The organism is Xanthomonas prunicola (genome assembly GCF_025266575.1).
Lineage (GTDB): Bacteria > Pseudomonadota > Gammaproteobacteria > Xanthomonadales > Xanthomonadaceae > Xanthomonas > Xanthomonas prunicola.
Genome location: NZ_CP096142.1, coordinates 898225 through 911474, shown reverse-complemented (window position 1 = coordinate 911474; position 13250 = coordinate 898225). Strand labels below are relative to the sequence as shown.

Here is a 13250-nt window from a genome sequence, read left to right as displayed (position 1 = left end):
GCCAGGTCCTGCGTGAGAGGAGTCCGCACCGGGGCGCGGACTCGAAGAGCGCCGATTATCCGGATGCGGCGGGGGATGCCAAGCCACGCGCGTGGGGGCTGGCTAAATAACGGGCGGGCGGGGCGCCGAAATGGCGGTGGAAGACGCTGACGAAGGCGCTGGGGCTGCTGTAGCCCAGCTGGTCGGCCACCTGCGCCACTGCGCTGCCCTGGCTCAGCCGCCGCAAGCCTTCCGCCAGCCGGGCGTGCTGTCGCCATTGCGCAAAGCTCAGGCCGGTCTCGTCGCGGAAATGCCGGCTCAAGCTACGCGACGACAGTCCACCCCAGTCGGCCCATTGCTCCAGCGAACGCGGGTCGGCGGGGGTGTCGAGCAGCTGGCGGGCGATCCTTAATAGCCGGCGGTCGGCCGGCATCGGCAGGTGCAGGTGGTCGATCTGCACCTGCCGCAACTCGTCCAGCAGCACCGCGGCCAGGCGTTGCTGGGCGGTATCCAACGGCTGATCCAGCGGCCAGCGTGCGGCCCGCATGACGGCCTCGCGGGCCAGCCCGGTCAGGCGGATCACCCCGCCTTGCGCAGGCAGGGCGCCGCAGGCATCGGGCCGCACCACCACGCCCCAGCCGCGCAATGGCCCGGCCAGCTCGACAGTGTGCTGCCGTCCGGGCGGCAACCAGCCAGCGCAGCCCGGCGGCAGCGACAAGGTGCCTTGTTCGGTATGCACGGTGAGCACGCCGTGTTCCACATACATCAGCTGGCCGCGGACGTGCGCGTGCCAGGCGGTTTCCGGCGCCCACACGTCGCGCAACTCTGCCAGGAACGCGATCAGCACCGGGCCATCGGCCTTTTCGAAGCTGGCGCGCACGCCTGGTGGCAATGCGTCGACCTGGGTTGGCGAGTTTTCGATACTCATTGGCTGAATTGTATTACCGAGCCAGTGCGCACGGCACGTAGGGTGGCGATCCTTGCAGGCGGTTTAATCCCTGGCGGGATAGTTGCGTTGACAAATATATTTTTCGGAACAAAATGTGCGGCATGAATGTTTCGTCTATCGCCGCGCCGTCGTTCGGCTTGCTGCTGCGCCAGGTGCGTGATGCGCTGATGCGCCAACTCGATGCCGAGATGAAGGGCGAACTGCCCGATTTCGGCTTCAGCCACTACGTGGGCCTGAAGGTCTTGGCGGTGCGCTCGCCGTGCACAGCCAACGAATTGGCGCTGGCGCTGGACCAGACCCCGAGCGCGGTGACCCGCCTGCTCGACAAGCTTGAAGCGCTGGGCGCAGTGCGGCGCGAGCCGCACGCGCAGGATCGACGCGCGCTGCAGATCGTCATGACCGAACAGGGCGTGGCGTTATGGGAACGGCTGCGCTTGCGCGGTGAACGCGCCATCGAGCACGGCCTGCGCGATCTGTCTGCGCCCGAGCGCGAACTTCTTACCTCACTTCTTATCCGTGTCCGCGATGCACTCAACTCATGAACGCTGCTAGTTCCCCGACCCAGAGGCTGCGCCCGCGCTCGATGCGCCTGGCGCGGCCGTTCATTATCACTGCCCTGGCGCTGGCGTTGGCCGCCTGTGCCAGCAGCCGTGGTCTGACTCCGCAAGGCGCCGTGCTGGACCCCAGCACACTGCACGCCGAACGCACCCTGGCGCAGCAGACCATGCTGAGCCCGGCCGCGTGGCCAGCCAGCGATTGGTGGCGGGCGCTGGGCGATGCGCAACTGGATGCGCTGATCGCAGAAGGCCTGCAGCACAGCCCCAGCCTCGCTGCGGCCGATGCGCGCTTGCATCAGGCGCAGGCACGCATCGGCAGTGCGCAGGCTGAGCGCGGCCCGAGCCTCTCGGTGTCGGGTGGCTACACCGGACTGCAGCTGCCCGAATCCATGGCCGGCGAAGAGCTCGGTGGCAAGTACGGCAGCAGTGCGCAGGTGACGCTGGATTTCCGTTATGGCATCGACCTGTGGGGCGGCAAGCGCAGTGCGTGGGAAGCCGCGGTCGATCAGGCGCATGCAGCCGAAGTGGATGCGCAAGCGGCGCGATTGAACCTGTCCACGGCGATTGCCGAAGGCTATGCGCAGCTTGCTTACGCGTGGAGTCTGCACGACCTGGCCAATGAGGAATTGGGCCGTGCGCAGAAGCTGCTGGAGCTGACCCGGCAACGCCGCAGCGCCGGCATCGACAGCGAGTTGCAGGTGCGTCAGACGCAAGCGCGCGTGCCGGCTGCGCAGCAGCAGTTGCAGTCCGCGCAGCAGCAGATCGACGAAGCCCGCACCGCGCTGGCGGCGTTGGTCGGGCAGGGGCCGGATCGCGGCTTGGACATCGCCCGCCCGGTAGTGGGCGCGGGCATGGTCACCCAGTTGCCGAGCATGCTGCCGGCGGATCTGCTGGGCCGTCGCCCCGACGTGGTCGCCGCACGCTGGCGCGTGGAGGCGGCCGACAAGAACATCGCAGTCGCCAAGACCCGCTTCTATCCCAGCCTCAACCTCACGGCGCTGGGCGGGGTGATCAACCCGGATCTCGGCAAGTTGCTGGAAAGCGGCTCGGTGTTCGGTCTGGTCGCGCCAGCGTTGAGCCTGCCGATCTTCGACGGCGGCAAGCTGCGCGCCAATCTGGCCGGCAGCGATGCGCAGTACGACCTGGCCGTGGCCGACTACAACCAGAAAGTGATCTCTGCGCTGCGCGAGGTGGCCGACCAGGTCACTGCAGTGCGTTCGCTGGAGCAACGTGCGCAGGCGCAGAACGACGCCGTGCAGACCGCAACGGCTGCCTTCGATCTGGCCCAGCAGCGCTACCGCGCCGGCATCGGCAGCTATCTGGAAGTGCTCAGCGTGCAGGAGCAGTTGCTTGTCGCACGCCAACGCATGGCCGGGCTTCAGTCGCAACAACTTCTGGCCTCGGTGAGGTTGCAGCGTGCGCTGGGTGGCGGATTCACGCCGGAGCCCGCACGCGATACCGCACACACCGCGCCCACTTCCGCACAACCGAATTCCTGAGACATCGACGATGAGCCAGACGACTTCAACTTCTCCTCAGCCCGCACCCGCCGCGCCCAGCAAGCGCCGTACTGCGCTGCGCATCGTGGCCATTGTGGTGATCCTGGCGATCATCGGCCTGGTGGTGTGGTACTTCCTGGTCGGCCGTTGGCACGAAGACACCGACGACGCGTATGTGCAGGGCAACCAGGTGCAGATCACCCCGATGGTGGGCGGTACTGTGGTGAGCATCGGCGCCGAAGACGGCATGCGCGTGGAGCGCGGCCAGTTGCTGGTGCAACTGGACCCGGCCGACACCGAGGTCGCGGTGCAGCAGGCCGAAGCCAATCTCGCCAAGACCGTGCGTCAGGTGCGCGGTCTGTATCGCAGCGTGGAGAGCGCACAGGCTGAATTGTCCGCACGCGAGGTCACGCTGCGCAGTGCGCGCTCGGACTTCGCACGGCGTAAGGATCTGGCTGCCACCGGCGCGATCTCCAACGAAGAACTAGCGCATGCCCGCGACGAACTGGCCGCAGCCGAAGCGGCCGTGAGTGGCTCGCGCGAGAGCTTCGAGCGTAATCGTGCGTTGGTGGACGATAGCGCGGTGGCCAATCAGCCGGACGTGCAGACCGCTGCCGCGCAGCTGCGTCAGGCGTATTTGAATCATGCGCGCACCGGCGTGGTAGCGCCGGTGTCGGGTTACGTCGCACGTCGCTCGGCGCAGGTTGGCCAGCGTGTGCAGCCGGGCAGCGTGCTGATGGCGGTGGTGCCGCTGGAACAGGTGTGGGTGGAAGCCAACTTCAAGGAAACCCAGCTCAAGCACATGCGTCTGGGCCAGGAAGTGGAACTGCATTCTGATTTGTACGGCGGCGGCGTGAGCTACACCGGCCGTATCCAGAGCTTGGGCCTGGGCACCGGCAGCGCGTTTTCGCTGTTGCCGGCGCAGAACGCCAGCGGTAACTGGATCAAGATCGTGCAGCGTGTGCCGGTGCGAATCGCTGTGGATTCAAAGCAACTGGCCAGCAATCCGCTGCGGATTGGCTTGTCGATGAAGGTCGAAGTCAATCTGCACGATCAGCAGGGCAGCGTGTTGCCGACCAAACTGGCCAATGGCGCGGTGTTCTCCACCGACGTGTATGCGCAGCAGCTCAAGGCCGCTGACGCCGATATCCAACGCATCATCCAGGACAACCTGCCGTCGCAGGCTGCCAGCAAGGCGGGCTAAGCCACCATGTCTTCGCAAGCTCCCACCGCGCCCGGCGGTCCGGCGGCACCAGCGCCCGCTGCCGGCTTTCGCCCGGTCAGTGTGGCGTTGTGCACCGTGGGCCTGGCCATGGCCTCGTTCATGCAGGTGCTGGATACCACCATCGCCAACGTCTCGCTGCCCACTATCGCCGGTAATCTCGGTGCCAGTTCGCAGCAGGCGACCTGGGTGATCACCTCGTTCGCTGTCAGCACCGCGATCGCGTTGCCGTTGACCGGTTGGTTGAGTCGGCGCTTCGGCGAAACCAAATTGTTCGTGTGGTCCACGCTTGCATTCACCATTGCCTCGCTCCTTTGCGGTCTTGCCCAGAGCATGGGCATGCTGGTGGTGGCGCGTGCGCTGCAAGGGTTTGTTGCCGGGCCGATGTACCCCATCACCCAGAGTCTGCTGGTGTCGATCTATCCGCGCGAAAAGCGCGGGCAGGCGCTCGCGTTGCTGGCGATGATTACCGTGGTGGCGCCGATCGCCGGGCCGATTCTGGGTGGCTGGATCACCGACAACTACAGTTGGGAATGGATCTTCTTGATCAACGTGCCGCTGGGCATCATCGCCAGCAGCATTGTGGGTTCGCAGTTGCGGCATCGCCCCGAACAGCTCGAAAAGCCGCGTATGGATTACATCGGCCTGATCCTGCTCGTGGTCGGCGTGGGGGCGCTGCAGTTGGTGTTGGACCTGGGCAATGACGAAGACTGGTTCTCTTCCGACAAGATCGTGGTGTTGGCCTGCATCGCTGCGGTGGCGCTGATGGTGTTCGTGATCTGGGAGTTGACCGACAAGGATCCCATCGTCGATCTCAAGCTGTTCCGGCATCGCAATTTCCGCGCCGGCACATTGGCGATGGTGGTGGCGTATGCCGCGTTCTTCAGCGTGAGCCTGCTGATCCCGCAATGGCTGCAGCGTGACATGGGTTACACCGCGATCTGGGCCGGCCTGGCCACCGCACCGATCGGCGTCCTGCCGGTACTGATGACGCCGTTCGTGGGCAAATATGCGCTGCGCTTCGACCTGCGCATGCTGGCCACCATCGCCTTTATCTTCATGTCGTTCACCAGCTTCTTCCGCTCCAACTTCAACCTGCAGGTGGATTTCAGCCATGTGGCGACCATCCAGCTGGTGATGGGCGTGGGCGTGGCGTTGTTCTTCATGCCGGTGCTGCAGATCCTGCTGTCGGATCTGGACGGGCGCGAAATTGCTGCAGGTTCCGGCCTCGCCACGTTCCTGCGCACATTGGGCGGCAGCTTCGCTGCATCGTTAACCACCTATCTGTGGGCACATCGCACCCAGGTGCACCACGCGCATATCACCGAGCACATTTCGGTGTATACGCCCGGCATGCAGGAACAATTGGCTGCGATGGGGCAGGGCGACCTGCAACGCGGCGCTGCATCGCTCAATAACATGATCAACCATCAGGCCTCGCAGATGGGCTTCAACGACATCTTCTATCTGCTTGGTTGGACCTTCCTGGCGATCATCTTCTTCCTGTGGCTGGCCAAGCCGCCGTTCGGCGCCGGTGCCGGCAGCGCAGCGGCGGCCGGGGGGCACTGAGCCCCTGGTGAGAGGCTGCTAGACTCTCGCCGTCAACGCAGGAGCGGGCGATGGTCATGTGGTCGGCAGGGATGGTGCGCAGGCAATGGGACCTGCTCGATGGCAGGTCGCCATCGCTGCATCGCATGCAATCTCGCCGATTGCGGCCGCTGTCCGCACGCCTGCTGTGCGGGCTTGTGGCTGCGACGATGCTTGTCACGCAAGTGTGCTGTTTTCCGGCGATCGCCGCGCCTGCGTCGCTTGAGGATGCGTTGACCCAGCAACTGCAGGTCAATCGTCGGCGCTACGGCATCCTCGGTCAGGCAGTGTCTGTTGTGCACAACGGCAAGCCGCTGTTTCGCGGCGTCGATGGGCTTGCCGATCTGGACACGAAGCAGGCGGTGACGCCCGAGCAGATCTTCCCGGCGTTTTCGGTGAGCAAGCTGTTCGTCAGTACGCTGATCATGCAACTGATCGAGGCGGGACAGATCGATCCGGATCAGCCGGCCAGGCGCTATTTGCCCGAGTTGCCGCAGTCCTGGGCGCGCATCACCGTTGCGCAACTGCTCAACCATACCTCCGGCCTACCCGAGTATTTCGAACCATCGCAGATGAGTGGCACGGATGAAGCCAAGGCTTCATTGCCAGCGACTGCGCAAGCGCTGTTCGAAGTGTTGGCTGCCAGACCTCTGCGTTCTGTGCCTGGCAGCGAGACGCGCTACGTCAACACCAACTACGTCGTTCTTGCGCAGCTCTTGCAGGCGCATTACCGCAAGCCCTACGTGCAGGTTGCGTCAGAGCGAATCATCGACACGCTGCAGCTGTCGCACACATTTCTGGGGCGCTCAAGGCTGCCCGCGCACGGAGTGGCCACCGCCTATGTCGGCAAGGATGGAAAACTGCAGCAAGAGCCGCAGGTGGCATTGCCCGATTACGCGCTGGGTCATGGCGATCTGTACACAAGCATCGACGACCTGAGCACATTTCTGGAAGCCATGCGCACCGGAAAATTGGTGGGCAAGGCAACGCTACAGCGGCTCTGGCAACCGCGCGTGTTGGCGAACGGACAGCAAGGTTGGTTCGCCAGCGGCTGGGAGGTCGGGCAGGACGATGCGTACCGGTCTGTTGGACACGACGGCGGTGCGCGGGTCAGGGTGCGGATCGTGTTTGATCGGACGTTGGATGGCGACAGCTACAGCATCGTTTATCTGACCAATGGCAGTGCGCGAAATGTGTGGAGCAGGGTGCTGGTGGATAGCGTTCTTGCCAGGGTTTCGCCGCAGCGGTTTCCCAGTAAATCGCTCTCTGAAACGTTGATTGCTTTTGCGCTGCGTGCGCCCGACGAGAAAGATCCCGGCAGTCTTGCAGAGACGCTCCGGACAGATTTCTGCTTCTCCACGGATGCGCTCGAGCGCGCGATCAATACGGCCGGCTATACCATCTTGTCCAACCTGGGCGCCGACGCAGCGATTGATGTGTTTATGCTCAACGCGCAGATGTTTCCTGCATCACGCAATGCATTGGATAGCCTGGCGGAGGCCTATGACGCAGCGGGAGACGCTGCGCGCGCTACGCGTATCAGGCAAACGATCAAGATGAGTTCCAACGACTTAGACTGAAGCGCTGGCGATGCGTGACAGGAATTGCCGGCGCGTTATCGATTGTCGGCTGCCGGTTGCGCCGCGTGGGATAACTGAAGAGCGTTATCGTCTGCAGTATCACGTTCGGTTAGCGTTTTCTGTTTGCGTGCCGCTGCTAGATTGCTAGCGCGATTGCCTTCAGGGTCAACGTCAAGCAACTGCAGCGCTTGTCCCTGGTAGCGCACGTCCAGCGCGTCCTGCAGGCGGCGCAGCGTCTGCACATGGCCGCAGAGCGCGGCGGCGCTGGTTTCAATCGTCCTGGCGCGCGTGTCCAGTCTGGCATCCAGTTGGCTATCCATCGCTTGCGCACGGGCATCGATCCCGTCCGCGCGGCCAGTGGCAATCTGCCACATCATGTGGCGCGCGATACTGCCCTTGAAGCTGTCGGCTTCTTGTTCGACATAACGCTCGAAGTTGCCATCGAAGGCCTGTTGCTCCCAGCGCCCTTTGCCCAGCGTGCCGTCGACATAATCGCTGGCACGCCTGCGCAGGCGTTCGATCTTGCGGGCGTTGAGCCAGCTGCCGGTCAATACCTGGACCACACCGCCCAGCGCGTCGTAGCTGAGGTCGATCACCTCGTGCGCTAACCCAGAAACCTGCGGCATCAGCAGGCGGGTTTCTTCTTCCATCTTCCGTAGTCGTTCGCGGTCTGCAGCACCGATCGGTTGCACCTGATGATCGATGCTCAGTTCGCCTGCGTGGAAGAACACTTCGCGCGGTATGCCGTTGTCGCGGTACAGCCAGATACCACCGCTGTCGGCAAGCACATTGAAGGATGTGCCAAGCCCGCATTGCCGCGAAGACACCTGCGCGCGATGCGTCTGCGATGGGCGGCTTTCGGCATCCTGCGCCGACGCCTGCGCGCTGAGTGCGGCAATCAGCAACAGGGCACGTTGCAATGGGCGAAGCATGGGCGAAGTGCCGTGATGGGCGACGCGTCATCCTCAGCTGTGGTGACGACCGGTGACGCGTGTCGAAAGTCACTGCGTCGCACGGTAGGGAGGGGCTGGATCGCGCTGAGGTCCCGCGCTATCTGCAAGCCGCAACCAGCACTGCTGTACGCGCGCGTTGCTTGCGGATCATCGTGCTCAGACGCGGAGCAGCCTGGCGCCCGCCGGCTTTGGGGGTGTCGTCGTCAAACTAGGCTGACGTGCTTGCTGGATGTGCCCCCAGACAGCGCTTGCGACGGCGAGCGGGATATATCAGGCAACCGCCCAAACGAAAAAACCCCGCCGAAGCGAGGTTTTTTACGATCTACCGTGAGTCGTGGTGCCCAGGAGAGGACTCGAACCTCCACGAAGTTGCCCCCGCTAGCACCTGAAGCTAGTGCGTCTACCAATTCCGCCACCTGGGCGACTCAGGAGGCGAATTGTGCAAGGTGCGCGCGAGACTGTCAACGCATCCGGCACATTTTTTCGTGGCGACTTGCGCTGCATGGCAACCCAACCCGCCCGAGCTGGCGCATGTACGCATCGGTGCATGCGCCCAATACGCTTACGGCAACGGTGCGGCCTGCAAGGCGACTTCCGCGCTCTGCACCGGTTCGTTCGCCGAGCGCGCCAGTTGCACGCGATAAGTGCCCGTCGCGATCATCCAGCGACGTGCCTTGGCGTCGAAATCTGCCAGGGTCTTGGGCTCGGCAATCACTTGCACGCTGCGCTGTTCGCCCGGCTTGAGCGTGAGCTTCTGCCAGCCGATCAGTCGCAGCGGGGTGGCGTGGCCATCGGGCAGGGTGACGTAGAGTTGCGGCACGGCGGCCCCTTCGCGCTGACCGATATTTTCCACCTCGAAACTGGCGGTGAGCTGGCTGCCGTTCGCCTCCACACGCAGCCCGCCCATGCGGAACTGCGTGTACGACAGGCCATGGCCGAACGGGTAGCGTGGCGTCAGCTTGCGCGCGGCAAACCATTTGTAGCCGACGTTGGCGCCTTCGATGGCGTAGTCGATGCTGTCTTCGCCCGGCTTGGCCGGCTGGAAGCCCAGGCCCGGAATCGACGGGCGCGGCAGCTGCGATTCGTCCACCGGCCAGGTCACCGGCAGATGGCCGGAGGGATTCACCGCACCGGTCAGCAGGTTGGCAATCGCCTCACCGCCACCGATGCCCGGGTACCACGCCTGCAACACCGCCGGCACGCGCTCGGCCCACGGCATGCGCACCGGCCCGTTGGTTTCCAGCACCACGGTGGTCTTGGGGTTGGCCTTGGCCACCGCCTCGATCAAGGCATCCTGGTTGTCGGGCAAGCGCATGTCCGGCAGGTCCACCGATTCTGCCGCCCATTGCGTTGCGAACACGATCGCCACCTCGGCGGCCTGGGCCGCGCGTGCCGCGGCAGCGCGGTCCTTGCCGTCGACATAATCGATCTGCACGTTCGGCAATGCGGCGCGCAGCGCCTGCAGCGGCGAGGACGGATGGACGATCACCGGGCCGGGCCAGGTGGTCGGGGTGAGGCCGGGTACGGCGTTGCCACCGTTGATGGTGTAGTCCACACGCGAGGAACCGCCGCCGGACATCACGCCCTTGTCGGCGTAGCCACCGATCACCGCGATGCGGCGCACGTCCCTGGACAGCGGCAAGGTGGCCTGCTCGTTGCGCAGCAGCACGCTGCCTTCTTCGGCCACGCGCTGCGCAGCCAACAGACCGGCCTTGCCATCGATGGGCTGGCGCTGGGTCGGATGATCGAACGCGCCATGCGCGAACAGGCTGCGCAAGATCCGCTTGACCATGTCATCCAAGCGCGCGCGCGGGACCACACCGGCCGACACCGCCATGCGCAACGGCGCATCGAAGAACACCGCCGCATCGAACACTTCGCCGGCCGATTGTTGATCCAGCCCGGCCAACGCCGCCTTGGAGCCGCTGTGCACGCCGCCCCAGTCGGACATCACGTAACCGGGGTATTTCCATTCCTGCTTGAGCACCTGGTTGAGCAGGTAATCGTGCTCGCAGCCGTAGACGCCGTTGATCTTGTTGTAGGAGCACATCACCGAGGCCGGGTCGCCGATCTTCAGTGCGATCTCGAACGCCAGCAGATCCGATTCGTGCATCGCCTGCTCGCCGATCTGCGCGCTATGGAAGTTGCGCCGTGTCTCCATGTCGTTGAGTGCGAAGTGCTTCATCGTCGACAGCACATGTTCGCTTTGCACGCCACGAATCGATTCGCCGACCATGGTGCCGGCCAGCAACGGATCTTCACCCGCGTATTCGAAATTGCGCCCGTTACGCGGATCGCGCTGCAGGTTGACGCTGCCGGCGAGCAACACGTTGAAGCCCTGCTGCCAGGATTCGCGGCCCATGGTCTTGCCGCCGGCATAGGCCAGTTGCGGATTCCAGCTCGACGCGGTCGAGGGGCCGGACGGCATCGCGGTGGCGTAATCGCCCTTGCGGATGCCGCCGGGATTGGTCACGCCCACGCCGGCATCGGCCAGTTGCTGCGCGGGGATGCCCAAGCGTGGAATACCGGGCACATAGCCGGCCGAACCGAGCGCACCTTCAGGCTTGGGAATCTTGTCGGTGCCCAGGCCGAAGTAGCTGCGCAGCATCTGGAATTTTTCGTCGTCGGTCATCTGCGCGAGCAGACGGTCGGCGCGCTGGTCCGCGGTCAGCGCGGTGTCCATCCACGGCTGCGATGCCGGTGCCGATTGGGCGCTTGCCAACGATGCAGCCAGCGCAATGCCCATGCCCATGACCACTGCCAATACAAGGGGGCGAGGGCGATTAACGGGTGTTGTAAGCGTTTTCATATCAAGCTGTGGCACAGGGTGTCCTTGTAGTGCTGTGTCATAACAAATGAGGGGGCACCGAAGTGCCGGAATCGGCGCGGCGGTGCCGCGCGGCCGCGTGCCGGAATCGGCGGGGCGGTTATAAGTCGATCTGCGCGGTGCGGAGCACTGGGTAGAGCTGGTAGCGCTCATCCCACGATGCGTGGCGCTTGGCGAAGAATTCCAGACGTGCCTGCGGGTTTTTGGCAAAGTCCGGGTCGCTGGCGATGCGCTGTTCGAATTGCGCCTTCAATGCGGCATCGTGCGCAAGCATGCCGCGCGCCACCTCTTCGGCGACGTAGGCTTCCATGTATTCCTTGCGCTCGAACGCGGTGTTGAAAAAGCCCCACTGCAGCAGCGAATCCGGTGCCTGCGGCTCCAGTATTGCCATCACCAAACGCGCCTTGGGTTGCGCGATCGGCACGAACAACGAGCCGGCCGGTACGGTGCGGGTTTCATCGCGCCATTGCCCGCTGAGTTCGACGGTCTGATGGCTTTCGTTGGAGCGTGCCGCGAACTTGACGTTATCGGCGCGGAAGGTCTGCACGGGGCGCTCCGCTGCACTGCCGATGGTCTGAAACGCGATGCCATGCAGGCGCAGTTTTTCTCCCACCAAGGCGGCTTGTGCAGCGGGCACCAGATAGCCGCCGCGTGGCGCATCTACCACCACATCGGGCTTGATCTGGTCGCGCAGCGGCACCTGCCAGATTTGCGGTTTGCTCTCGTCGTAGTGCGTCATCAGCGCGCCGGAAATCGGCGAAGGCGTGCGCGTATACGCGTAGCCACGAAACGCGACCGTGCGCGCCTGCGGGCCGGCAGCGAAACTCAGCGGCTGGGACGTGCCAGCCAAATGCGTGGCGCGTTGATCGGCAGCCACTGCATTGGCACGCCACTGCGCGCCATTGCGCGCGGCCTGCTGCAGCACCGAGACGATGGCATTGCGGGTGACCCGCACGCGCGTGGGGTAATCCTTCCACGAATGCGTTTCCACCAACATGCCGAAGCGGTTGCGTAGCAGGAAATAACCGTGCGAGAAGCGCGGCGGCGAGACGTCGTCGGCAAAACCGGAACTGGGATCGTCTTCGTGCACGAAGGACGGGTAGTACGGCAGCGGCAGCGAGCCCTGTTTTTTCAGGTCGGCAAGCACCGCGTCGCGCCAGCGTGTGCCATCGCGCTGCAAGGTCGCATCGCCGGCATGCACGGGTTCCACCTGCACCGACACGTCATGCTCGAATTTGGCGCCATCGGTAACGTGCAGGTCCACGTACATCAGCGGGTCCCACTGCTGCACTAGCTGCAGCATGGCCTGCATTTCCGGCGCATCGGCCTTGACGTAATCGCGGTTGAGATTGAGGTTCTGCGCGGTGGTGCGCCAGCCCATCTGCTCGGGGCCGCGCTGATTGGGGCGGTTCCAGGCGCCGAAGCGCTCATGCCCGTCGACGTTGAACACCGGCACAAACACCCACACAACCTTGTCCAGCACGCCTTTGCCGGCCTTGCCGTCGAGCAACTCGCGCAGCGCCAAAAAGCCCGCGTCCTTGCCATCAATCTCGCCGGCATGGATACCACCCTGGATCAGCACCACCGGCAGTTCGCGCCGCGCGGCCGATTGCGCGTCGAGTGCGCCACTGGTGGAGGCGACCAAGGCCTTCATCGGCCGGCCCTCCGGCGTGGTGCCGAACTGGATGCAGCGCACCGCCTGTGGGTAGCGCTGCGCAAACGCATCGCATAGCGCAATGACTTCGTCGTAGTGTCCGGTCTGCACGAAACCGCTGCGTTCTGCCTGGGTTGTCAGCGGCGCGGCAGCCAGGGCGGCAGGAGTGGAAGTCAGCAGCAACAGGCTCAGGGCCAGGCGGGTGAAGCGGGGCATCCAGCGGTCCAGTGTTCCAGGAAAACGTTTGCAATGTAGCCGAGCCAGCGTGCGAGGCCAATCTGCACTGCGTCATGGTCCCGCCGTGATCCATGCAACGCGGAGAGCGTAACCGAACGCGGCAATGGGGTTCTGTCGACCATGTGATCGGCGTCCGAGGCGGGCGAAAAACGACGCGGAGGCCGCGCAACGTTGGCGCCAGCGCCGTTGTCCGCACACTTGCTCAA

9 protein-coding genes and 1 tRNA gene are annotated in these 13250 nt (G+C 64.4%); 5 read left to right on the top strand and 5 right to left on the bottom strand.

From position 1 onward, the window contains the following. Nucleotides 1–55: 55 nt before the first annotated feature. Nucleotides 56–907: an AraC family transcriptional regulator gene (locus M0D43_RS03785; protein WP_252163609.1), complete on the bottom strand. Its 852-nt coding sequence runs from the start codon at nt 905–907 to the stop codon at nt 56–58. Nucleotides 908–1029: 122 nt separating this feature from the next. Here M0D43_RS03785 and M0D43_RS03780 point away from each other — a divergent pair, with 122 nt between their 5' ends. Genes M0D43_RS03780 through M0D43_RS03760 form a run of 5 tightly spaced genes read left to right on the top strand, consistent with a single transcriptional unit; the run spans nt 1030 to nt 7373 of the window. After that, complete coding sequence (locus M0D43_RS03780; protein WP_252163608.1) at nt 1030–1470, top strand: MarR family winged helix-turn-helix transcriptional regulator; 441 nt, start codon at nt 1030–1032, stop codon at nt 1468–1470. Beyond that, nucleotides 1467–2984, top strand: coding sequence for an AdeC/AdeK/OprM family multidrug efflux complex outer membrane factor (locus tag M0D43_RS03775; protein WP_286365591.1), 1518 nt, complete (start codon nt 1467–1469; stop codon nt 2982–2984). Before M0D43_RS03780 ends, M0D43_RS03775 begins: the two co-directional genes overlap by 4 nt. 10 nt (nt 2985–2994) lie before the next feature. After that, on the top strand, nt 2995–4188 hold the full coding sequence (locus M0D43_RS03770) for an HlyD family secretion protein (RefSeq protein WP_252163607.1): 1194 nt from the start codon (nt 2995–2997) through the stop codon (nt 4186–4188). Between the two features lie 6 nt (nt 4189–4194). Beyond that, entirely contained in the window at nt 4195–5775 is a 1581-nt protein-coding gene (locus M0D43_RS03765; RefSeq protein WP_252163606.1) for a DHA2 family efflux MFS transporter permease subunit, read from the top strand. A 50-nt stretch (nt 5776–5825) separates the two neighbouring features. After that, complete coding sequence (locus tag M0D43_RS03760) at nt 5826–7373, top strand: serine hydrolase domain-containing protein (RefSeq protein ID WP_313905047.1); 1548 nt, start codon at nt 5826–5828, stop codon at nt 7371–7373. 35 nt (nt 7374–7408) lie between these two features. Here the strand turns inward: M0D43_RS03760 and M0D43_RS03755 are convergent, their stop codons facing one another. The 4 genes from M0D43_RS03755 to M0D43_RS03740 form a co-directional block, all read right to left on the bottom strand. Continuing rightward, nucleotides 7409–8305: a DUF2884 family protein gene (locus tag M0D43_RS03755; protein WP_252163604.1), complete on the bottom strand. Its 897-nt coding sequence runs from the start codon at nt 8303–8305 to the stop codon at nt 7409–7411. A gap of 356 nt (nt 8306–8661) precedes the next feature. Continuing rightward, nucleotides 8662–8748, bottom strand: a tRNA-Leu gene (locus M0D43_RS03750). A gap of 140 nt (nt 8749–8888) precedes the next feature. Then, nucleotides 8889–11078: a beta-glucosidase family protein gene (locus M0D43_RS03745; RefSeq protein WP_252163603.1), complete on the bottom strand. Its 2190-nt coding sequence runs from the start codon at nt 11076–11078 to the stop codon at nt 8889–8891. A 175-nt stretch (nt 11079–11253) separates the two neighbouring features. Next, nucleotides 11254–13023: a M14 family metallopeptidase gene (locus M0D43_RS03740; protein ID WP_252163602.1), complete on the bottom strand. Its 1770-nt coding sequence runs from the start codon at nt 13021–13023 to the stop codon at nt 11254–11256. Nucleotides 13024–13250: the final 227 nt, after the last annotated feature.